The 21775-nt window shown below is 69.8% G+C and carries 21 protein-coding genes; 4 read left to right on the top strand and 17 right to left on the bottom strand.

Features of this window, described 5'->3' with window-relative positions; genetic code table 11:
* Nucleotides 1-90: 90 nt before the first annotated feature.
* Both IEY95_RS24580 and IEY95_RS24575 read right to left on the bottom strand, forming a co-directional pair.
* Nucleotides 91-1419 (bottom strand): class I SAM-dependent RNA methyltransferase, encoded by a 1329-nt coding sequence (locus IEY95_RS24580; protein ID WP_189188282.1) that lies wholly within the window; start codon nucleotides 1417-1419, stop codon nucleotides 91-93.
* Nucleotides 1420-1522: 103 nt separating this feature from the next.
* Entirely contained in the window at nucleotides 1523-3631 is a 2109-nt protein-coding gene (locus IEY95_RS24575) for an APC family permease (RefSeq protein WP_189188281.1), read from the bottom strand.
* A gap of 415 nt (nucleotides 3632-4046) precedes the next feature.
* Between IEY95_RS24575 and IEY95_RS24570 the strand changes: the two genes are divergently transcribed.
* Nucleotides 4047-4718, top strand: coding sequence for a potassium channel family protein (locus IEY95_RS24570; RefSeq protein WP_189188280.1), 672 nt, complete (start codon nucleotides 4047-4049; stop codon nucleotides 4716-4718).
* Nucleotides 4718-5395: a potassium channel family protein gene (locus tag IEY95_RS24565; protein ID WP_099506151.1), complete on the top strand. Its 678-nt coding sequence runs from the start codon at nucleotides 4718-4720 to the stop codon at nucleotides 5393-5395. The genes IEY95_RS24570 and IEY95_RS24565 overlap by 1 nt, the downstream gene beginning before the upstream one ends.
* Before the next feature lie 162 nt (nucleotides 5396-5557).
* Here IEY95_RS24565 and IEY95_RS24560 read toward each other — a convergent pair whose 3' ends face one another.
* The 9 genes from IEY95_RS24560 to IEY95_RS24520 all read right to left on the bottom strand — a co-directional run bounded on the left by IEY95_RS24560 (nucleotide 5558) and on the right by IEY95_RS24520 (nucleotide 14465).
* Nucleotides 5558-6322, bottom strand: a complete 765-nt coding sequence (locus tag IEY95_RS24560) for a DUF3159 domain-containing protein (protein WP_189188279.1) — start codon at nucleotides 6320-6322, stop codon at nucleotides 5558-5560.
* 3 nt (nucleotides 6323-6325) lie between these two features.
* The gene (locus tag IEY95_RS24555; protein WP_189188278.1) at nucleotides 6326-6724 is read right to left on the bottom strand and encodes an OB-fold nucleic acid binding domain-containing protein; all 399 of its coding nucleotides are present in this window, start codon (nucleotides 6722-6724) and stop codon (nucleotides 6326-6328) included.
* 181 nt (nucleotides 6725-6905) lie between these two features.
* A complete protein-coding gene (locus IEY95_RS24550) occupies nucleotides 6906-7589 on the bottom strand; it encodes a response regulator (RefSeq protein ID WP_189188277.1) in 684 nt (227 codons plus the stop codon).
* Nucleotides 7586-10132 (bottom strand): ATP-binding protein, encoded by a 2547-nt coding sequence (locus IEY95_RS24545; protein WP_189188276.1) that lies wholly within the window; start codon nucleotides 10130-10132, stop codon nucleotides 7586-7588. Before IEY95_RS24545 ends, IEY95_RS24550 begins: the two co-directional genes overlap by 4 nt.
* Nucleotides 10133-10278: 146 nt before the next feature.
* Entirely contained in the window at nucleotides 10279-10971 is a 693-nt protein-coding gene (locus IEY95_RS24540) for an ABC transporter ATP-binding protein (protein ID WP_189188275.1), read from the bottom strand.
* Nucleotides 10972-11085: 114 nt separating this feature from the next.
* Entirely contained in the window at nucleotides 11086-12306 is a 1221-nt protein-coding gene (locus IEY95_RS24535; RefSeq protein WP_189188274.1) for an alginate lyase family protein, read from the bottom strand.
* A gap of 287 nt (nucleotides 12307-12593) precedes the next feature.
* Complete coding sequence (locus IEY95_RS24530; RefSeq protein WP_189188273.1) at nucleotides 12594-13358, bottom strand: DUF3710 domain-containing protein; 765 nt, start codon at nucleotides 13356-13358, stop codon at nucleotides 12594-12596.
* A gap of 1 nt (nucleotide 13359) precedes the next feature.
* On the bottom strand, nucleotides 13360-13884 hold the full coding sequence (dut, locus tag IEY95_RS24525) for a dUTP diphosphatase (protein WP_373294533.1): 525 nt from the start codon (nucleotides 13882-13884) through the stop codon (nucleotides 13360-13362).
* Nucleotides 13881-14465: a PaaI family thioesterase gene (locus IEY95_RS24520; RefSeq protein WP_189188272.1), complete on the bottom strand. Its 585-nt coding sequence runs from the start codon at nucleotides 14463-14465 to the stop codon at nucleotides 13881-13883. The genes dut and IEY95_RS24520 overlap by 4 nt, the downstream gene beginning before the upstream one ends.
* Nucleotides 14466-14523: 58 nt before the next feature.
* On the opposite strand from IEY95_RS24520, the gene IEY95_RS24515 reads away from it, so the two are divergent.
* The gene (locus IEY95_RS24515; protein WP_189188271.1) at nucleotides 14524-14985 is read left to right on the top strand and encodes a DUF3093 domain-containing protein; all 462 of its coding nucleotides are present in this window, start codon (nucleotides 14524-14526) and stop codon (nucleotides 14983-14985) included.
* A 306-nt stretch (nucleotides 14986-15291) separates the two neighbouring features.
* On the opposite strand, the gene IEY95_RS24510 is transcribed toward IEY95_RS24515, so the two are convergent.
* From IEY95_RS24510 to IEY95_RS24495, 4 genes are all read right to left on the bottom strand, one after another.
* Nucleotides 15292-16203, bottom strand: a complete 912-nt coding sequence (locus IEY95_RS24510; RefSeq protein WP_189188270.1) for a hypothetical protein — start codon at nucleotides 16201-16203, stop codon at nucleotides 15292-15294.
* A gap of 13 nt (nucleotides 16204-16216) precedes the next feature.
* Nucleotides 16217-16513 carry a DUF4193 domain-containing protein gene (locus IEY95_RS24505; protein ID WP_003997302.1) on the bottom strand — a complete coding sequence of 99 codons (297 nt, stop codon included), beginning with the start codon at nucleotides 16511-16513 and terminating at the stop codon, nucleotides 16217-16219.
* A 393-nt stretch (nucleotides 16514-16906) separates the two neighbouring features.
* Nucleotides 16907-18157, bottom strand: coding sequence for a sensor histidine kinase (locus IEY95_RS24500; protein ID WP_189188269.1), 1251 nt, complete (start codon nucleotides 18155-18157; stop codon nucleotides 16907-16909).
* Nucleotides 18158-18163: 6 nt separating this feature from the next.
* Entirely contained in the window at nucleotides 18164-18817 is a 654-nt protein-coding gene (locus IEY95_RS24495) for a response regulator transcription factor (RefSeq protein WP_010983842.1), read from the bottom strand.
* A gap of 412 nt (nucleotides 18818-19229) precedes the next feature.
* Here IEY95_RS24495 and IEY95_RS24490 point away from each other — a divergent pair, with 412 nt between their 5' ends.
* On the top strand, nucleotides 19230-19403 hold the full coding sequence (locus IEY95_RS24490) for a hypothetical protein (RefSeq protein ID WP_167459062.1): 174 nt from the start codon (nucleotides 19230-19232) through the stop codon (nucleotides 19401-19403).
* A gap of 95 nt (nucleotides 19404-19498) precedes the next feature.
* Here the strand turns inward: IEY95_RS24490 and IEY95_RS24485 are convergent, their stop codons facing one another.
* A complete protein-coding gene (locus IEY95_RS24485; protein WP_189188268.1) occupies nucleotides 19499-20314 on the bottom strand; it encodes an inositol monophosphatase family protein in 816 nt (271 codons plus the stop codon).
* A gap of 8 nt (nucleotides 20315-20322) precedes the next feature.
* Nucleotides 20323-21450, bottom strand: coding sequence for a ferrochelatase (locus IEY95_RS24480; protein WP_189188267.1), 1128 nt, complete (start codon nucleotides 21448-21450; stop codon nucleotides 20323-20325).
* Between the last annotated feature and the right edge of the window lie 325 nt (nucleotides 21451-21775).

Here is a 21775-nt window from a genome sequence, read left to right as displayed (position 1 = left end):
GTCAAATGAACGTCACGAGCGTCATTTCAGCGTCAAGACATCGACCGTAACGCCCACACCCCACATCATGCGCACGCACAAAACCGCAGGTCAGGCCCCCTTGGCGACCGGCTCCAGGATCGCCACGCACTCCACATGATGCGTCATCGGAAACAGGTCGAACGCCCGCAGCGTCCGCACCTTGTAGCCGCCGTCGCGGAAGTACGCCAGGTCGCGGGCGAGCGCCGCCGGGTCGCAGGCGACGTACGCGATGCGGCGGGCGCCGAGGGACGACAGATGCTCGACCGTCTTCTTGCCGGCGCCGGCGCGGGGCGGGTCGAGGACGATGAGGTCGACCTCGGTGATGCCGGTGCGCGGGAGGACCGTCTCGACCTTGCCCTGTTCGATGCGGACACGGTCGAAGTCGGCGAGGTTGTGGCGGGCGTCCTCCACCGCGCGCTTGCCGGACTCGATGCCGAGGACCGCGCCCTTGTCGCCGAGGCGGTCGGCGAGGGCACCGGCGAACAGGCCGACGCCGCAATACAGGTCGAGCGCCATCTCGCCCTTGCGCGGCAGCAGGCCCTGCATCACGGCGAGCACCAGGGTGTCGGCGGCCTTCGGATGGACCTGCCAGAAACCGCCGCTGCCGACGCGGTACGTACGGCCGTCGGCGCGCTCGCGCACGAACGCGCGGCCGTGGACGCGGTGGATGCCGCCGTCCTTCTCCTCGACGCGCATCACGGAGACGGGCCTGTCGAGCTCGACGAGGGGCAGGCGGGCGCCGGGGCGGGGCTCCAGGATGACCATGCGGTCCTGGGATCCGGTCGCGGCGATCGCCTCGATGGCAGCCATGCCTGACCAGTCGCGCTCCTCGATGCCCAGCTCGCTGACGCCCGGTGCCGCGATCATGCAGTGCTCGATCGGCTCGACCTCGTGCGAGCGGTGGCGGCGCAAGCCGGCGTTGCCGTCCGCGTCCACCGCGTACTGCACGCGGGTACGCCAGGCCGGGACCTCGCCCGCCGGCAGCTTGTCGCCCTCGGCGGGCATCACCGTGCCGTCCCAGCCCGCCTCCTCGGGAGTGAGCCCCGCGAGGCGCTGCAGCTGCTCGGCGATGACCTCGCCCTTGAGGCGGCGCTGCGCGCCCGGCTTGGCGTGCTGCCAGTCGCAGCCGCCGCAGCGGCCGGGGCCCGCGTACGGGCAGGGGGCCTCGACACGATCCTTCGAGGCGTCCAGGATCTGCACCGCGTCCGCGCGCAGGAAGCGCGCGCCCTCCTCGCCCTCGGTCACGCGCGCGACGACGCGCTCGCCGGGCAGGGTGTGCCGGACGAACAGGACTTGGCCCTCGGCCGTACGGGCGATGCAGTGCCCGCCGTGCGCGACGGGACCGATCTCGACCTCGTACTCCTCCCCCACCAGCGACTTCTTCGGTTCTGCCTGCATGGTGGGGTGACTCCAGTTGAGAAGGGGGGCGAGCAAAGGGGAACGGCCGGACAACAGCCCACCAGTCTACGTGGACGTCGCCCGGCCGATCGACACGAGACCGTCAGCGCTTCGAAGGCCCCGAGGACGAGCCGGAAGACGGACCGGACGAGGACTTCGAGGCGGATCCCGAAGCCGAAGGCTCCTTCGGCCGCTCCTCCGCCGGTCCCCGGCGCACCGCACCCGGAGCGTTCCAGTCCTGCCGCTTGCGGGCCCGCAACTTCGCCGCCTCGGAGGACTCCAGCTGGTAGGGCACGGAGGTCACCATGACGCCCGGCGTGAACAGCAGTCGTCCCTTGAGGCGCAGGGCGCTCTGGTTGTGCAGCAGGTGCTCGTACCAATGCCCGACCACGTACTCGGGGATGATCACGGACACCGCGTCGCGCGGCGACTCCTTGCGCAGGCCCTTCACGTACTCGATGATCGGCCGCGTGATCTCGCGGTAGGGCGAGTCGAGGACCTTCAGCGGTACGTCGATGCCGCGCCGCTCCCACTCCTCGCGCAGGGCCTTGGTCTCGGCCGGGTCGACGTTGACGCTGAGCGCTTCGAGTGTGTCGGAGCGCAGCAGCTTGGCGTAGGCGAGGGCGCGCAGCGTCGGACGGTGGATCTTGGAGATCAGGACGACGGAGTGGACGCGGGAGGGGCGGACGCTGTCGTCGGAGGGGCCCTCGGGGGCGGCGATCTCCTCGGCGACCCGGTCGTAGTGCTTACGGATCGCGCTCATGGTCGCGTAGAAGATCACCATGCCGAGCAGCGCGACCCAGGCGCCGTGCGTGAACTTGGTGACCAGGACGACGACCAGCACCAGGCCGGTGAAGAAGGCGCCGAAGGCGTTGATCGCCCGGGAGCGGACCATGTGTCGCCGCTTGGCCTGGTCCTTCTCGGTGGCGAGGTGGCGGTTCCAGTGCCGCACCATGCCGGTCTGGCTGAGCGTGAAGGAGACGAACACGCCGACGATGTAGAGCTGGATGAGGCGCGTCGAGTCCGCCCCGTAGATGACGACCAGGAGCATGGCCGCGCCGGCGAGCAGCACGATGCCGTTCGAGAAGGCGAGGCGGTCGCCGCGGGTGTGCAGCTGGCGCGGGAGGTAGCGGTCCTGGGCGAGGATCGAGCCGAGCAGCGGGAAGCCGTTGTACGCGGTGTTGGCGGCCAGGAACAGGACCAGCGCGGTCGCGGCGGCCAGCACGATGAACAGGAAGCTGCCCTTGCCGAAGACGGCCTCGGCGACCTGCGAGATCACCGGGTTCTGGACATAGTCCGCGCCGACCGCGACGCCGTTGTGGATCAGGTCGGTGGCCGGGTTCTCGGCCATCCGGACCTTGGTCGTCATGGCCAGGGCGATGATGCCGCAGAACATGGTGACGGCCAGCAGGCCCATCATCGCGAGGGTGGTCGCGGCGTTCTTCGACTTCGGCTTGCGGAAGGCGGGGACACCGTTGGAGATGGCCTCGACGCCGGTGAGCGCGGCACAGCCGGAGGAGAAGGCGCGAAGGAGCAGGAAGACAAGAGCGAACCCGGCGAGCCCCTGGTGCTCGGCCTTGATGTGGTAGCCGGCGGTGGGTGCGCGCATGGTGTCGTCGAGGACGAGTCCGCGGAAGGCGCCCCACGCGATCATGATGAAGACGCCCGCCACGAAGACATACGTCGGAATCGCGAAGAGCTTTCCGGACTCCTTGACTCCGCGCAGGTTCATCAGCGTGAGCAGCACGATGACGGCCACGGCGCAGGCCACCTTGTGCTCGACCACGAAGGGGATCGCAGAGCCGAGGTTCTCGATGCCGGAGGCGATGGAGACGGCGACGGTGAGGACGTAGTCGACGAGCAGGGCGCTGGCGACGGTGAGTCCGGCCTTGGGACCGAGGTTGGTGTTGGCCACCTCGTAGTCGCCGCCGCCGCTCGGGTACGCGTGCACGTTCTGCCGGTAGGAGGCGACCACCGTGAACATCAGCACGACCACCGCGAGGGCGATCCAGGGGCTGAAGTGGTAGGCCGACACGCCCGCGATGGAGAGGACCAGCAACACTTCTCCGGGCGCGTAGGCCACGGAGGAGAGCGGGTCGGAAGCGAAGACGGGGAGTGCGATGCGCTTCGGCAGGAGCGTTTCTCCGAGCCGATCACTGCGCAGTGCGCGCCCGATCAGGATCCGTTTGGGCACGTCGGTCAGTTTGGACACGCAGAGGATCGTAAGCGTTCGAACGGCTGGCCGCCCACCCGCCGTCCCGCATGAGCTTCCGATCTGCTCTCCGGGTGAAAACAGGGACGGCTCCCGCTGCGGATTCCACGGCCGGGGACATCCGCATGCCTATATGACAAAAGTCCCCATCTCTGACCGGCTCTGGAGGTTCCATGCACGCCACCGCTGAACTCATCGGCGCCACCGCAGGACTCATCGGCCTCGGAATCCTGACCATCGCCAGCGTTCGCAGCATCACACGCCGCTGATCTTCCCCACTCGCGGTCGGCCGAGGAAAACCCGCAGGCGAACGTGCACAGGGGTGCCCCCGACAGACCGCGCTTGTGTAGCTTGGGCGGCGGTCTGAGACCCTGTTTAGCCTGAGCCGTAACCATTCACATGCGGAAGGACGGTCGTGCACATCGTCATCATGGGCTGCGGAAGAGTGGGCTCCGCTCTTGCCCAGACCCTGGAGCAACAGGGGCACACGGTCGCCGTGGTCGACCAGGACCCCACCGCCTTCCGACGACTGGGCTCCGGGTTCGGCGGCCGTCGTGTCACCGGCGTCGGCTTCGACCAGGACACCCTGCGCGAGGCGGGCATCGAGGAGGCCGGCGCGTTCGCCGCCGTCTCCAGCGGTGACAACTCGAACATCATCGCAGCCCGGGTGGCCCGCGAGATGTTCGGCATCGAGAACGTCGCGGCGCGGATCTACGACCCCCGCCGCGCCGAGGTCTACCAGCGCCTCGGCATTCCGACCGTCGCCACCGTCCGCTGGACGGCCGACCAGATGCTGCGTCGGCTGCTGCCCTCGGGCGCCGAGCCGCTGTGGCGCGACCCCACCGGCGGCGTGCAGCTCGCCGAGGTGCACACCTCCGCCGGCTGGGTCGGCCACAAGATCAGCCGGCTCCAGGACGAGACGGGCGTGCGCGTGGCCTTCCTCACCCGGCTGGGCGAGGCGATCCTGCCCTCCTCCCAGACGGTGCTGCAGGAGGGTGACCTGGTGCACGTGATGATGCGCACCGACGAGGTGGACAAGGTCGAGGCGGCGTTCGCCAAGGGCCCTGAAGAGGAGGCCGGTCACTGATGAGGGTCGCCATTGCCGGTGCCGGCGCCGTGGGCCGCTCGATCGCGGGCGAGCTCCTGGAGAACGGCCACGAGGTTCTGCTGATCGACAAGGCGCCGACCGCCATCTCGGTCGAGCGCGTCCCGCAGGCGGAGTGGCTGCTCGCCGACGCCTGCGAGATCACGTCCCTGGACGAGGCCGCGCTGCAGCGCTGCAACGTGGTCATCGCGGCCACGGGTGACGACAAGGTCAACCTCGTCGTCTCACTGCTCGCGAAGACCGAGTACGGGGTCCCGCGGGTCGTCGCCCGCGTCAACAACCCCAAGAACGAATGGCTGTTCAACGAGGCCTGGGGCGTCGACGTCGCCGTCTCCACCCCGCGTCTGATGTCGGCCCTGGTCGAGGAGGCCGTCAGCGTCGGCGACCTCGTCCGCCTGCTCCGCTTCAGCCACGGCGACGCCAACCTCGTCGAGCTGACCCTGCCGCCGGAGTCCGCCCTGGCCGGCACGACGGTGGGCGACGTCGAGTGGCCGGAGGACACCTCCCTGGTGACCATCATCCGCGGCACCCGCGTCCTCACTCCCTCTCGGGAGGACTCCCTGGAGGCGGGCGACGAACTCCTCTTCGTGGCCGCGCAGGCCCGCGAGGAGCAGCTGGAGGACCTGCTGTCGGTGCGTCGCGAGGACGCGACGAGCTGATCGCGGCCGTACGAACGATGGGGCACCCGGAAATCTCCGGGTGCCCCATTTTCAGTCCGTCCGGCGTCCGTGGACGAGGCCGTTCAGGCCGATACGAAGGTCTGGTCAGGCCGATACGAAGGTCTGGGGGTAGGGCCCCAGCGACGCCGACACGTGTGCCGGTTACGCCTCTCGACGGTGCCGGGCCGCTGTCGTCTCGTTCCCCTCGACGGCGACCGCCCGCTCCTTCTCCGCCTGCTCCTTCTCCGCCTTCTCCTCGGCCTCCATCTCGGCGAACACGTCGATGGGGGCGGGCGCCTTGGCCAGGAAGACCCAGGTCAGCCAGACGGCGAGCAGGAACGGCGGGATCTTGAGGGCGATCAGGATCCAGCCGAACTTGGTGGTGTCGGCCCACCAGTAGAGCGGGAAGAGGACCGCGCACTTGGCGAGCAGGATCAGGCCCCAGGCCCAACTCGCCTTCGCGTACGCCTTCTTGCGGCCGGGGTTGCGGGTGCGCCAGGAGAGGTTCTCCTTGAAGACCGGGCCGAGGATCAGGCCGATCAGCGGGACGCCCGCGAGGGTCGTGACGATGTAGGCGATGGCCAGGCCGAGCGTGTAGAGCATGCCCGGCAGGTAGAAGTCCTTCGCGTTGCCCGTCATCATCGCGAAGACCACGCCGAAGGCGACGCCGAAGACGCCGCTGAAGGCGTGCTTGACGGTGTCCCGCATCACGAGGCGGACCACGACGAGCAGCAGGGACACTCCGAGGGCGGCGATCGCCGACCAGTGCAGGTCCTTGTTGATCGTGAAGATGGTGACGAAGAGGAGGCCGGGCACCACTGTCTCGACCATGCCCCGCACACCGCCGAACGCCTCGAAGAGCGCGGCCTCGGTCACCGCCCTCGAATCCTGCTGGGCGTCTTCGGTCGGCTTGTCGAGCGACGTCACCGGCTACTCCCGTCCAAGCGGTCTGAGTTCGTACTTCGGGTTGAACAGCACCCTACGGCCCCGGCTCATCGAAATGCGGCCCGAGGCGATCATCTTGCGCCCCGGCTCGATCCCGACGATGGAGCGCCGGCCGAGCCAGACCACGTCCAAGGCGGCCGAGCCGTCGAACAGCTCGGCCTCCAGGGCCGGGACACCGGCCCGTGGTCGTAGAGTGACCGTGCGCAACGTACCAGTAACCGTGACGATCTGTCGGTCGTGGCAGTCACCGATACGCGTACAGCCCGCGGTCTCGGCGTCCTCCCGCAGCTCCTCGGACTCCAGGTCCTCCTGGGACGAGGAGAGCCGGTCTATCATGCGCCGGAACCGGCCCGCCGGCTTTTCGGAACGAGGAACAGCACTCATACCGAAAGCCTACCGGGGTGCGCCGACAGCGACGTACCCGCGGCACCGCCCCCTCAATCACCGCTCGCTCCTCGCCCGTGAAGGCCGCGGCCAAGCCTCGGAGCCAATCCTCGGAGCCAATCCTCGGAGCCAATCCTCGGTGCGATTCCTCGGTGCGATTCCTCGGAGCCATTACTCGAAGTCATTTCTCGAACCGGTATCCCATCCCGGGTTCCGTGATGAAGTGCCGAGGATGCGAGGGGTCCACCTCCAGCTTGCGGCGCAGTTGTGCCATGTAGACCCGGAGATAGTTCGTCTCCGTGCCGTACGACGGGCCCCATACCTCCTGGAGCAGCTGCTTCTGGCTGACCAGGCGGCCCGTGTTGCGCACCAGGACCTCCAGGAGGTGCCACTCCGTGGGAGTCAGGCGGACGTCGCCCCCGGCGCGGTTGACCTTCTTGGCGGCCAGGTCGACGGTGAAGTCGTCGGTCTCGACGATCACGTCGTCCTCGCCGCCCCCGTTGGGCTCCGCGCGGCGGACGGCGGCGCGCAGCCGGGCGAGCAACTCGTCCATGCCGAAGGGCTTGGTGACGTAGTCGTCGGCGCCCGCGTCGAGCGCCTCGACCTTCTCGTCCGAGGAGTGCCGGGCGGACAGCACCAGGATCGGCACCCGGGTCCAGCCGCGCAGCCCCTTGATCACCTCGACGCCGTCCATGTCGGGCAGGCCGAGGTCGAGCACGACGACGTCGGGGTGGCGGGCGGCGGCGAGCTGGAGCGCGGTGGCTCCGTCGGGGGCCGCGTCGACCTCGTACTTGCGTGCCTTCAGGTTGATCACGAGGGCTCGGGTGATCTGCGGCTCGTCGTCGACCACGAGGACCCGGGTCATGAGACCTGCCTTTCCGCTGCTGCTGTTGTTGCCGTGGCCAGGTCGGGCCGGCCGGCCACCGCCCGGACCGTGAGCACCATGGTGAGTCCCCCGCCGGGGGTGTCCTCGGCGTTGAGGGTGCCGCCCATCGCCTCGGCGAAGCCGCGGGCGACCGCGAGGCCGAGGCCGACTCCGGTGCCGCGCGGGGCGTCGCCGTAGCGCTGGAAGGGCGCGAAGATCCGGTCCTTGGCCTCGTCCGGGACGCCCGGGCCGCGGTCGACCACCCGCACCTCCACGCGGTCGGCGATGGCGCTCGCGGAGACCAGGACCCGTTCGTCGGCGGGGCTGTACTTGACGGCGTTCTCGACGAGGTTGGCGACCGCGCGCTCCAGCAGGCCCGCATCGACGGCGACCATCGGCAGGCTCTCCGGGATCTCCAGCTCCACGCTGTCCTCGGACACGCCGCCGAGCGCCATCGGGACCACCTCGTCGAGGTCGATCTCGCGGATCAGCGGGGCGACCGTGCCGGTCTGCAGCCGGGACATGTCCAGCAGGTTCCCCACCAGGTGGTCGAGGCGGTCCGCGCCGTCCTCGATGCCTTCGAGGAGCTCCGCCCGGTCCTCCTCGGACCAGGCCACGTCGTCGGACCGCAGCGAGGACACGGCGGCCTTGATCCCGGCCAGCGGCGTGCGCAGATCGTGGCTGACGGCGGCGAGCAGGGCCGTACGGATGCGGTTGCCCTCGGCCAGCGTGCGCGCCTGGTCGGCCTCCTGCTGGAGGCGCTGGCGGTCCAGGACCACCGCCGCCTGCGCGGCGAAGGCGGCCAGCACCCGGCGGTCGGAGGCGGGCAGCACGCGTCCGGACAGGGCGAGCGCCATGTGGTCCCCGACCGGCATGTCCACGTCCGCTTCCTCGGGGCGGACCGAGGGCCCCGGCCCCACACTGCCCGCGCACGTCCACGGCTCGACGTCGCTCTCCCGCTCCAGCAGCGCGACCGACTCCATCCCGAAGGTCTCCCTGACGCGTTCGAGGAGCGCCTCCAGGCTGGTCTCGCCGCGCAGCACACTGCCCGCCAGGAAGGAGAGGATCTCCGACTCGGCACGCAGGTGTGCCGCCTGGTGCGTACGGCGGGCCGCCAGGTCCACCACGGACGCCACCGAGACGGCGACGCCGACGAAGATCGCGATGGCGACGATGTTCTTGGGATCCGCGATCGTCAGCCGGTGCAGAGGCGGCGTGTAGAAGTAGTTCAGGAGCAGCGAGCCGAAGGCCGCCGACGCCAGCGCCGGATAGAGGCCGCCGAGCAGGGCCGCCGCCACCGTCAGCGACAGGAAGAGCAGCATGTCGTTGGCGAGGCCGAGGTCGACGGTGTTCAGCAGCAGCGCGAGGATCACCGTGCCGCCCACGCCGACCAGCCAGCCCCAGATGATCCGGGAGCGGCCGAGCCGTGCCCCGCGCGCCACCGGCAGACCTCGCCCCTTGGCGACCTCTCCATGGGTGACGATGTGGACGTCCAGATCGGGGCCCGACTCCCGGGCGACCGTGGCGCCGACGCCCGGCCCGAAGACGTACTGCCAGGTCTTGCGGCGCGAGGAGCCGAGCACGATCTGGGTGGCGTTGACGCCCCGCGCGAAGTCCAGCAGGGAGGCCGGTATGTCGTCCCCGACGACGTGGTGGAAGGTGCCGCCCAGGTCCTCGACCAGGGTGCGCTGGACGGCCAGCTCCTTGGGCGAGGCCGAGGTGAGCCCGTCGCTGCGGGCGATGTAGACGGCCATCACCTCGCCGCCCGCGCCCTTCTCCGCGAGCCGCGCGGCACGGCGGATCAGCGTGCGCCCTTCCGGGCCACCCGTGAGTCCGACCACGATCCGCTCCCGCGATCCCCAGATCTTCGAGACCCGGTGCTCGCTGCGGTACTCGGTGAGGTACTCGTCGACGCGGTCGGCGACCCAGAGCAGTGCCAGCTCGCGCAGCGCGGTGAGATTGCCGGGCCGGAAGTAGTTCGACAGGGCCGCGTCGACCTTGTCGGACTTGTAGATGTTTCCGTGTGCCATCCGCCGCCGCAGCGCCTGGGGCGACATGTCGACCAGCTCGATCTGGTCCGCTCGGCGCACCACTTCGTCCGGCACGGTCTCCCGCTGCCGTACGCCCGTTATCGATTCGACGACATCGCCCAGCGACTCCAGGTGCTGGATGTTGACCGTGGAGACGACGTCCACACCGGCCGCCAGCAGCTCCTCCACGTCCTGCCAGCGCTTTTCGTTGCGCGAACCGGGGACATTGGTGTGCGCGAGTTCGTCCACCAGGGCGACGGCCGGGGCGCGCTCCAGTACGGCGTCCACGTCCATCTCGGTGAAGACAGAACCCCGGTACTCCAGCTCCTTGCGCGGAACCTGCTCAAGGCCGTGCAGCATCACCTCGGTGCGCGCCCGATTGTGGTGCTCCACGAAAGCGACCACACAGTCGGTCCCCCGCTCGACGCGCCGGTGCGCCTCGGAGAGCATCGCGTACGTCTTGCCGACGCCCGGTGCCGCACCGAGGTAGATCCGAAGCTTGCCGCGTCCCATGACCCTTATTGTCTTCCTGTCGCCACTATGTACGCAGCGTCGACCTTACGGCCAAGAATCTCGACAAAACGGACGCCGGGAGTCGCCGGGGGCGTCTTTGACGCAACCCTGATGCCTCGTGCCGTGACCGCCGCCACCGCAGCGCGTCAGTGCTCGACGATCTCCCCGTCGCTCAGCTCAAGGACACGGTCGGCCAGGCCCAGCAGGGTCGCGTCATGGGTGGCGACCAGGGCGGTGACACGTTCGCTGCGGACGACGGCACGCAGCAGCTCCATCACGGCGATGCCGGTCTCGGCGTCCAGCTGTCCGGTCGGCTCGTCGGCGATGAGGAGCGAGGGGTTGTTGGCGAGGGCACGGGCGATGGCCACACGCTGCTGCTGGCCGCCGGACAGCTCGCCGGGGCGCTGGGCCGCGTGATCGGCGAGACCGACGAGAGAGAGCAGGAGATCGACGCGTTCCTCGCGCTCGCGCGGATCGGCCCGGCGCAGCCGCAGCGGAACGCCGACGTTCTCGGCGGCGGTCAGGATGGGAATCAGCCCGAAGGACTGGAAGACGAAGCCGATGCGGTCGCGGCGCAGTCCCAGGAGCCCGCTCTCGTCGAGCGTGGAGAGATCAAGGCCGTCGACGGTGACGCGCCCCTCGTCCGGCGCGTCGAGCCCGCCGACGAGGTTGAGGAGCGTCGTCTTGCCGGATCCGGAACGCCCCTTGAGGGCGACGAGTTCTCCGCGCGGTACATCGAAGGAGACACCCCGCAGCGCGTGCACGGCGGCGGCACCGGCGCCGTACGAGCGATGGACGTTCTCGACGCGCACCATGGTGTCCGTGACGACCTGACTCATGACCCTCCCCCGTCGGCCGGGCGCCAGTATGTCCAGCGGGCGCCCGGCCGGGCAATGGGTCGGCTCGACTCTGGTTGTCCGCGTGGGGTTCAGCCCGGGTTGTCCGCGCGGACCTCAGCTGGGGTTGTCCCCGTGGGTCAGCGTCTCCCAGGCCACGAAGAGGTTGTTGCTGCCGGCCGGGCGGTTCTGCTCGGTCAGCTTCTGGGTGTTGGTCATCGCGATGCCCAGACGGTTGTGCAGGGCGTTGTACCCGACCTCGGTGATCGGACCGAGCCCGAGTTTGAGGGACCCACCGCACAACCAGCTCGGCACCGCCTCGCCCAGCTGGTACTTGGACTGGAAGCCGAGTGCCTGCCGCAGCCGCTCGCCGACGTCCGTGCCGTACAGGTCCTGCCCCTGGATCCGGCTGGTCTCGGCGACGTGCGAGATGGCGGAGATGCCGTACCCGGTGTGCGTGAAGTCGCGGCAGGTCTCCTGGGTAAGACCGGTGACGAAGGTGGACTGCCCCTGCCAGTAGTTGACGATCTTCGCCGTGGTGTCGAGGTTCTGACTCGGCACGGTCTTCGGCACGGAGCCGTCGGAGGACAGGTAGACGTACGCGGCCGTCCGTGTGCGGAACTTCGACATCGCCTTGTCGTACGACGTCTTGTCCTCGAGGAAGACGGAGATGCCGATGGCGGCCTCCATCATCGACAGCTCCCAATTGCCGTTGGAGTTGGAGCCGTTGATGATCTCGGGGAGGTAGACGTTGCGCAGCATGGTCGCGAAGCGGCCGGAGTTGGCCCATGTCCCTGTGTACGTGTACTTGATGATCTCGGCGGCCTTGGGCCAGGAGGAGCCCGCCCAGCCGGTCTGCAGCGGCGCGTTGCTGTTGGTGTGGTCCTTGATCACCGCCGACCACGCGTCCATCAGCTCGATCGACTTCTTCGCGTACCGCTCATCACGGGTGATGTACCAGGCGAGCGCGTCGGTGTACGCCGCTATCGCGTCCTCGCGCTCGTCGGTGCAGCCGTAGTTGGGGTTGGAGTACGAGCCGCACTCGACGGTCGCGCGAGGCGTCGCGGTGCGGCTCAGCGAGGCGTACTTGCTCGCCATCATCTGGTCGAACGCGCCCTTCCAGGGCTGGGCGCCGGCGTTGACCTTGCCGCGGGCGAAGTCCAACTGACTCTTGGAGACGGTGACTCCGGGGTGCACGAAGGTGGTGGGGGCGGCCTCGGCCGGGTGTGCGCCCGGCCAGGAGAGGAATCCGGCGACCAGGCCGGCGGTCGCGGCGGCGACGGTGACGAGGAGGGCCGGGCGTCGTCTGCGCCGGTGGGCTGCGGGGGTGTCGGGCATGTGGGGGGCCATCCGTTCTCGTATATGAACGACGCACTGGGGACTGAACACACGCGTTGGCCGGTGACCATAGGTACAGACCAGACTTCCGTCAAGGCCTGAAGAAAGACCCGCAGCTCAACTGCCGTTCACGGATGAGAACTTGGCCGGCCCCAGGCATACGAAAGGGCCGCACCCCGTGGTGAAGGAGTGCGGCCCCGCTACTCGTGTGTCGACGCGACTCGTGTGTCGACGCGACTCGTGTGTCGACGCAGCCCGCGTGAACCCCACGCGCGGCCACTCGCGCGTCAGCGGACCTCGGTGATCTCCGGTCCGCGCTGCAGCTGCCCCATGCCGCCGGAGAAGCGGGAACCGCTCTGCTCCTCCTGCTGGACACCCTCGGCCACCATCTGCGCGTCGTCCGGCAGCTTCAGGACGATCGGGTCGCGAGGGGCCATCGGACCCTCACCACGCACGACCACCGTGTCCCGGAAGATCTGCTCAAGGAGACCCGCGGCCTGCGGCTGCACCGCGCCCTGCCCGGAGATCACTCCGCGCAGGAACCAGCGGGGGCCGTCCACACCGACGAACCGCACGACCTGGAAACCACCCGTGCCGTCCGGCAGCTGCACCGGCACCTGCGCTCGCAGTTCCCAGCCCAGCGGGCCCTCGACCTCATCGATGACACCGCCCTGCTGGGTGATGCCGGAGGCGATCTCCTCGCGCACCTCGCCCCAGATGCCCTCGCGCTTGGGAGCCGCGAAGGCCTGCAGCTGGACCGCGCTGTCCTTCAGGACGACGGTGGCCGCGACGATCGCGTCGCCCGCGACCTCGACCCGCAGCTCCATGCCGTCGACTCCGGGCACGAAGATCCCACCCAGGTCCACCCGGCCCTCGGCCGGATCGCGGACCTCGGAGCTGTCCCAGGGCCCGTCGGGCCGCGGCTCCGGCTCGAGCCGCACGCGCTCGCGCTCGGCTTCTTCGTCCGCCTCAGTGTCGAACTCGTCGACGACCTGCTCGGCCTCGCCCGCCGCGTCCTCGGCGGCACTGCCCTTCTTGCGACGTCCGAACACGTCACTGTCCTTCCCGGTCGGATACGACCGAAGCGTATCGATTCCCACCCGTTGTGCTGCCCACGGCGGCATGACCTCCAGTGGACCCGAAGCCCCCTGCGGCCCGCGCCGAGTCCGGAAGCTCCGCGACCTCCTGGAAGCGGACCTTCTCGACCTGCTGAACGACCAGTTGGGCAATCCGGTCGAAGCGCTCGAACCGCACGGACTCGCGCGGGTCGAGATTCACCACGATCACCTTGATCTCCCCACGGTACCCGGCATCAACCGTCCCCGGGGCATTGACGAGGGCGACACCGCAGCGGGCGGCGAGCCCGGAACGCGGGTGCACGAAGGCCGCGTACCCCTCGGGCAGCGCGATGGACACTCCCGTGGGCAGAACCGCCCGCTCACCGGGCTGCAGTTCGCGGCTCTCGGTGGTGCGCAGATCGGCTCCCGCGTCACCGGGGTGCGCGTACTCGGGAAGCGGGACTTCCGGGTCGACGCGCTGGATCAGCACGGCGATCGCTTGACGGGGCTGACTCGTCACGGGTTCACCTCGAAGGCGCGGGCACGCCGGATCTGGTCCGGGTCGTTCATGGCGACCCGGATCTCCTCCGGGCGGCCGTTGTCGATGAAGTGGTCGACCTTCACCTCGACGAAGAGTGCGTCGGCACGGACGGCGACGGGTCCTTCGGGCCCGCCGAGCCGCCCGGTGGCGGTGGAGTAGATCTTCCGCCCCGCCACTGCGGTGACCTCGGCCTCCAGGTGGAGGACGCTGCCGACGGGCACGGGGCGGCGGAAGTCGGTCTCCAGCCGTCCGGTCACGGCGATCGTGCGCAGCAGCCAGTTCAGCGAACCGAGCGTCTCGTCCAGCGCGGTGGCGAGGACGCCGCCGTGCGCGAGGCCCGGGGCGCCCTGGTGGGCGGGCCGCACGGTGAACTCCGCCGTGATCCGGACCCCCTCCCCCGCGCGGGCCTCCAGGTGCAGTCCATGCGGCTGCTCACCGCCACACCCGAAACACTGTTCGTAGTGGGCTCCGAGGAGCTCGCCGGGGGCGGGCGCGTCGGGGTGCCGCACCGGCGCGACGGCGTCTGCGGGGGGCGTCAGAGCTGCGGAAGTACCACTCACAGCCGCAGACCTTACCCGCGCGTCCACCAACTGTTGGCACCGTGCCAAGCTTGACTTCATGCAGCTCTCCGCCTCGCCGTACGAAGAACGCCTCACCGCCCCCCGCACCTGGTGGGCGATCTGTTTCCTGGTCGGTGTCGCGATGGCCCTGATCTTCCTCCCGTTCGGCACACTGCCGCTGCTGGGCGCCCTGGTCGGCGGCACCGCGGTGTCGGCGGTCGTGGCCAGCTCGTACGGCTCGATCCGCATCCGCGTCGTGGGCGACTCGCTGATCGCGGGCGACGCCAAGATCCCGGTCACGGCCCTGGGCGACGCCGAGATCATGGACCAGGAGGAGGCGCGCGCCTGGCGCACGTACAAGGCCGACCCCCGCGCCTTCATGCTCCTGCGCGCCTACATCCCCACCGCCCTGCGCGTCCAGGTCACGGACCCGCAGGACCCGACGCCGTACCTGTACCTGTCGACGAGGGAGCCACAGCGCCTGGCGGCAGCGCTGGAGGCGGCACGAGCGACGGCGTAACCCCATGGCCCGCCTCGGGCGGGAGTGCAGGGGCGCCTGCGGAGGCGCAGATCCGGCGGCGGAAAGGCGAACGGGGCTGCGGAGACGCACACCCGCCGGGAACCCGCTGGTGCCCACGAGGCACGTCCGGCGTTGGCGCGCGGACTCCTGCGGACACCCCGGCTCCGGAGGAAGCACATGAGGTGAGGGGCTCCGCGCCCTTCTCCGCCCCATCGGCGATCCGCCACTGCGAGGCTGCCCGGCGGTGCCGAAATCGGTGCAACCACCGGGAGAATTCACTCGCAGGGCGAGCGGCGCACACCACAGCTAGCGCCCCAGCTCCTTGGGGATCTCCCCCATCCGCAGGGGATCCACGGGCTTCTCCAGCGGAGGCAGTTCCGCAAGCGCGTCCCATGGCACCTGGGCCTTGCGCAGGTCCTTGCGAATGCGCCCCGCGAGGCGTTTGGTGTCGCGGCGGTTCATGACCGCCCCGACCGCCGCGCCGACCATGAACGGCATCAGGTTGGGGAGATCCCGAACCATCCGTTTCATGATCTGCTGACGCAGCTCGCGCTTCATCTGGCCGCCCAACGCGGCGTTGATCGTCGACGGCTTCGTCACTTCGATCCCGCGCTCCCCGGACCAGGAGTTCAGATACGCGGTACTGCGCTGTGTGAGGGTGCCCGGCGGCCGCAGGCCGTAGACCTCATGGAGCTCGGCGATCAGCTTCAGCTCGATCGCGGCGACGCCGGTGATCTCGGCGGCCAGCTCAGTGGGCATGGCGGGGGGCACCGGCAGCATCGCGGCCGCGCCGATCCCGGCGCCGACCGTGGACGTCGCGGCGGCCGCGCCCGCGACGAGCTTGTCCGCGAGCTGCTCGGGGCCGAGGCCCGGGAACTGCCTGCGAAGGGTCGCGAGGTCCCGTACGGGCACACGCGGGGCCATGTCGATGATCCGGTCGGCGATGTACCCCAGGCCCGCCCTGGCCCGGCTGCCGCCCTTCCGGACGCCTTTCCTGACCCCGTCCCGGAGGACTGCGGCGCGGCGCCTGGCGACGGGCGCGGGAGTGCCCGCGGAGGCCGGTAGGCCGCCTGTGGCGGGCGCCCGCTCGAGCGAGGCTGATCCCGGTTCGGAAGAGCCCCGCTCGTCGTCACGCACGCCTTCAGAGCCGTCGGACGGCCCTTCGTCCGCCTCCCGCACGGGGAAGCGGCGCTTCCAAGGAGGGGTCGAGCCAGTCACGGCCGACCCTGCCTCAGTCGCAGTCGCGGCAGATCGGCTGACCGTTCTTCTCGCGGGCCAGCTGGCTGCGGTGGTGCACCAGGAAGCAGCTCATGCAAGTGAACTCATCCTGCTGCTTGGGCAGGACCCGGACGGCCAGCTCCTCGTTCGAGAGGTCGGCTCCGGGCAGCTCCAGGCCTTCTGCGGCCTCGAACTCATCTACGTCGACGGACGAGGTGGACTTGTCGTTCCGGCGAGCCTTCAGTTCTTCAAGGCTGTCCGAGTCGACGTCGTCGTCGGTCTTGCGTGGAGTGTCGTAATCCGTTGCCATGTCGCTCTCCCCCTCTGGGTGTCTGCGGTGTCTCCAGCGCACGTAACGCGTGAGAGGCCGGACTTGTGCCCGACCCGAGGCGGAGATTTTGCCTCACATCAAGGTCTGTTACTCAATCGACACCCAACCGGACTCCTCAAGAGTGATCGGCTTGGATGGCGATGCGGACCGTACACGGTCCGAAGGTCGCACTTCAAAGGCGTCCCACCGTGTACTTCCCGTGATCAAGACCCCCGAAAACCCGGATTTTCCCGGCTTTCCGGCAGCTTGCATGATCACGGAGAGTAGATGGCGAGAAAATCGCCCTTGTGATCGATCACACACGGGCTTCCCTGGTGGGTGACCAGAAAATTCCGCGCAAAGCGAACATCGTCGCGTGTCGGCGCCATGGTCTCAGATCGGAAGGGTGACGCGCATCACGAGCCCACCTCCCTCGCGCGGCTCCGCGACGATGTGTCCCCCGTGGGCGCGGGCCACCGACCGGACGATCGAAAGGCCGAGGCCCACGCCCTTGTCGCTGCCCGTGCGCTCCGTACGCAGCCGCCGGAAGGGCTCGAAAAGATTGTCGATCTCGTAGGCGGGCACCACGGGACCCGTGTTCGACACCACCAGGACCGCCTGGCCGTGCTGGACCTGTGTGGTGACCTCGACCCAGCCGCCCTCCGGCACGTTGTACCGGACGGCGTTCTGGACGAGGTTGAGGGCGATCCGCTCCAGCAGGACGCCGTTGCCCTGCACGACCGCCGCGGCGCGTTCCCCGCGGATCTCCACGCCCTTGGCCTCGGCCTCGGCGTGCACCTGGTCGACGGCCTGCGAGGCGACCTCGGCCAGGTCCACGGGCTTGCGCTCCACGATCTGGTTGTCGCTGCGGGCGAGCAGCAGCAGGCCCTCGACGAGCTGCTCACTGCGCTCGTTGGTGGCGAGCAGCGTCTTGCCGAGCTGCTGCAGCTCCGTCGGCGCGCCCGGGTCGGACAGATGCACTTCCAGGAGCGTGCGGTTGATCGCGAGCGGGGTGCGCAGTTCGTGCGAGGCGTTCCCGACGAACCGCTGCTGGGCGGTGAAGGCTCGCTGCAGCCGCTCCAGCATGTCGTCGAAGGTGTCCGCCAGCTCCTTCAGCTCGTCGTCCGGGCCGTCCAGTTCGATCCGCCGGGACAGGTCCGAGCCCGCCACGGCGCGCGCGGTGCGGGTGATCCGGCCGAGCGGCGAGAGCACCCGGCCGGCCATCGCGTAGCCGAAGGCGAAGGCGATGATGGCGAGGCCGAGCAGGGCGAGCAGCGAGCGGCTGAGCAGGTTGTCCAGGGCGGCCTGGCGCTGCTGGTCGATGCAGTGGCTGATCGCGTTGTTGAACTCGTCGAGCGGCACATTGTTGCCCCCGTCGACCGCGGGGCAGGTGGTGCTGGTGACCTTGATCGCGCTACCGCCGACGATCTTGAACAGCGGCTCGTTGCCCGTGTTCAGCGCCTGCGCCGCGAGCAAGTAGATGATCGACAGCAGCATGATGCCGGCGATCAGGAACATGCCACCGTAGAGCAGCGTGAGCCGTATGCGGATGGTCGGGCGCAGCCAGGGGAACGGGGGCTCCGGCCTTCTGGGGTCCCAGGTGGGCTTGGGGGGCGCCGCGGGGGGCGCTGGGGTCGCGGCCACGGTGCATCAGATCCGGTAGCCGGAGCCGGGCACGGTGACGATGACCGGGGGCTCGCCGAGCTTGCGGCGCAGGGTCATGACCGTCACCCGTACGACGTTGGTGAAGGGGTCCGTGTTCTCGTCCCAGGCCTTCTCCAGGAGCTGCTCGGCGGAGACGACCGCGCCCTCGCTGCGCAGCAGCACCTCCAGGACGGCGAACTCCTTCGGCGCGAGCTGGACCTCCTTGCCGTCGCGGAAGACCTCGCGGCGGTTGGGGTCGAGCTTGATCCCGGCGCGCTCCAGGACCGGCGGCAGCGGCACGCTCGTACGGCGTCCGAGGGCACGCACGCGTGCCGTCAGCTCGCTGAACGCGAACGGCTTGGGGAGGTAGTCGTCGGCGCCGATCTCCAGGCCCTCCACGCGGTCGCTGACGTCGCCGGAGGCCGTGAGCATCAACACGCGCGTCGGCATGCCGAGCTCGACGATCTTGCGGCAGACGTCGTCGCCGTGCACGAGCGGGAGGTCGCGGTCGAGGACGACCACGTCGTAGTCGTTGACGCCGATGCGCTCCAGAGCGGCCGCACCGTCGTACACGACGTCGACGGCCATGGCCTCCCGGCGCAGTCCGGTGGCCACCGCATCGGCGAGCAGTTGCTCGTCCTCGACGACGAGTACGCGCACGTCGCTTGTCCTTCCTCTGTCCACCCGCGCAGCGCTTCAGGGCACCACGCGGGCAGGTCTGTCATGGATGAGACCTCCATCCTGCCCTTTTCGGCCATAAACCGGCTGTAAGGCGGTGTGAGGCACCCGAGAAGACGGTCCAGGGGCCCGGGAATGCGAGATTTTCTCGTCGCGTTGAGGTTTCCACGGAAGGGAGCGGGGGGAGGACGGCTTTACACCCCGCGATCACGCTCTGCATGTGGCAAGCCACCTTGTGGTACGTCCAACCGCTTCCGCAGAGCGGGCGTGGGTGTCCGGCACCGTCGCCGCCCAGCCTGGGTAGCGCTGGGCACCCATCTGGAGACGTGATCGCCCCTTCCGAACGGCACACCCCCGTGCCACCGACCCACGACCCAGGACGAGGGGGCGCAGCATGGACGCATTCACCGCAGGACTTCTGCAGCGCATAAGGGCGACCGAGTCCGACCTGACGCGGGCTCGCGAAACGGGCGACGACTTCCTCGCGGAGGTCGAGCAGGCCGAGCTCGACGACCTGCACCGCCTTGCCGCCGAGCACGGTGTGGAGGTCGGCGCGACACGCGTCTGATCAGTTTGTACGAGAGCGGGGCCCCGGTATCGATCCAGTGCCGGGGCCCCGCTCCCTTTGCCGCCTGTTGTACGCGCCGCCCCTCGCGGGCGCCGTCAGTCGTGCCAGGCGCCGAACTCCTCCAGGAGCCGCTGGAGGGGCTCGAAGACACCCGGTGAGGCGGCGACCGCGAGATCGCGTGCGGGGCGCTCCCCGGGGCGTCCACCGGTCAGGGCGCCCGCCTCACGGGCGATCAGGTCGCCCGCCGCGAGGTCCCAGGGGTTGAGGCCCCGCTCGTAGTAGCCGTCCAGGCGGCCCGCCGCGACGTCGCACAGGTCGACCGCCGCCGAACCGCTGCGCCGGATGTCGCGCAACAGCGGGATGAGGCGTTGGGCGACGTCAGCCTGGTGGGCCTTGACCTCGGACACATAGTTGAAGCCGGTCGACACCAGCGCCTGGTCGAGCGGCGGCGCCGGCCTGCAGGTCAGCCGGCGCTCCCCCTCCCGGGCCCCGAGGGCCCAGGCTCCGCCGCCGCGCACCGCGTGGTACGTCTCGCCGCGCATCGGCGCCGCGACGACTCCGACGATCCCCTCGCCGTCCCGCTCGGCGGCGATGGACACCGCCCAGGTCGGCAGTCCGTAGAGGTAGTTGACCGTGCCGTCGAGCGGATCGATGACCCAGCGGATGCCGCTGGTGCCTTCCGTGGCGGCGCCCTCCTCGCCGAGGAAGCCGTCGTCCGGGCGGTGCTCGGAGATCAGGTCGGTGATCAGCTTCTCCGCGGCGATGTCCATCTCGGTGACGACGTCGATCGGGCTGGACTTGGTCGCGGCGACCGCGAGGTCCGCCGGGCGGCCGTCCCGCAGCAGTTCACCCGCGCGCCGGGCAGCCTCCTGGGCGAGCTGGAGCAGTTCGGTGTGCAGGGGCTCGGTCACGGGGCTCCTCATGCGTACGGACTGTCGGCGCCCGCGGCGGCGGGCTTGGGGGCGCGGGCCGGGCAGCAGCCCACCGGGCACAGATCGTGGCTCGCACCGAGCGCGCCGAGGGCGCAGGGGGTCACCCGCTGCCCGCTCTCCCGCACGGCGCGCTCCAGGACGAGTTCACGGATCGCCGCGGCGAACCGCGGGTCGGCGCCCACGGTGGCCGAGCGGCGCACCGGCAGACCCAGCTCCTCGGCCTTGGCCTTCGCCTCCGTGTCGAGGTCGTACAGGACCTCCATGTGGTCCGAGACGAACCCGATGGGTGCCATCACGACGGCCGGGACGCCGGCGCCGTGCAGCTCCTCCAGGTGGTCGCAGATGTCGGGCTCCAGCCACGGGATGTGCGGGGCTCCGGAGCGCGACTGGTATACGAGCTGCCAGGGGTGCTCGATCCCCGTCTCCTCGCGCACAACGTCGACGATCAGCCGGGCGACGTCCAGGTGCTGCTTGACGTACGCACCGCCGTCCCCGTGGTCCTCGACCGGTCCGGAGGTGTCGGCGGCCGCGTCCGGGATGGAGTGCGTGGTGAAGGCGAGGTGCGCGCCCTCGCGTACGTCCTCGGGCAGTTCGGCGAGGGACTTCAGGACGCCGTCGATCATGGGTCGCACGAAGCCGGGGTGGTTGAAGTAGTGGCGCAGCTTGTCGATCTTCGGCAGCTCCAGGCCCTCGGCCTCGAGCGCGGCCAGGGACTCGGCGAGGTTCTCGCGGTACTGGCGGCAGCCCGAGTAGGAGGCGTAGGCGCTGGTGGCGAGGACGAGAACGCGGCGGCGGCCGTCGGTGACGATCTCGCGCAGGGTGTCGGTCAGGTACGGCGCCCAGTTGCGGTTGCCCCAGTAGACGGGCAGGTCCAGGCCGTGGTCGGCGAAGTCCTTGCGGAGGGCGTCGAGCAGGGCGCGATTGTGGTCGTTGATGGGGCTGACCCCGCCGAACAGGAAGTAGTGCTGCCCCACTTCCTTGAGCCGTTCCTTGGGGATGCCTCTCCCCCGCGTCACGTTCTCCAGGAACGGAACGACGTCGTCCGGGCCTTCGGGGCCGCCGAACGAGAGCAGGAGCAGGGCGTCGTAGGGGGTGGCATCGAGCGCATCTGGCATGCCTCCGATCCTGCCACCCGGCACTGACAGGCGGAAAACGGCGGGGGTGGGACGGGAAGGGCAGGTCCCCCGGCGGGATGGCACGCAGGAGAGTGTCGGGAGGGTGTGGGGTGGGCGGCGTGCGGGCGCTCGGGGACGCGGGCGACGGCGGGCGCGAAGGGGCGCGGCGACGCCTGGGGCGGGCAGGTGTGAAGGTGCACGGGGAGGGCGCGGAGGGCGTGCGTTAGGGTCACCTAACCTGTAAGCTGTATCGGCCAGCTTCACGCCTTACCCGAGTTCGTACCGCCCGTGGTGACCGGGCGGCCGAGCCGAGCCGACGGAGACC

It is taken from the genome of Streptomyces albiflavescens, from assembly GCF_014645835.1.
GTDB lineage: Bacteria > Actinomycetota > Actinomycetes > Streptomycetales > Streptomycetaceae > Streptomyces > Streptomyces albiflavescens.
This window is presented reverse-complemented; position numbering and strand designations above follow the sequence as displayed.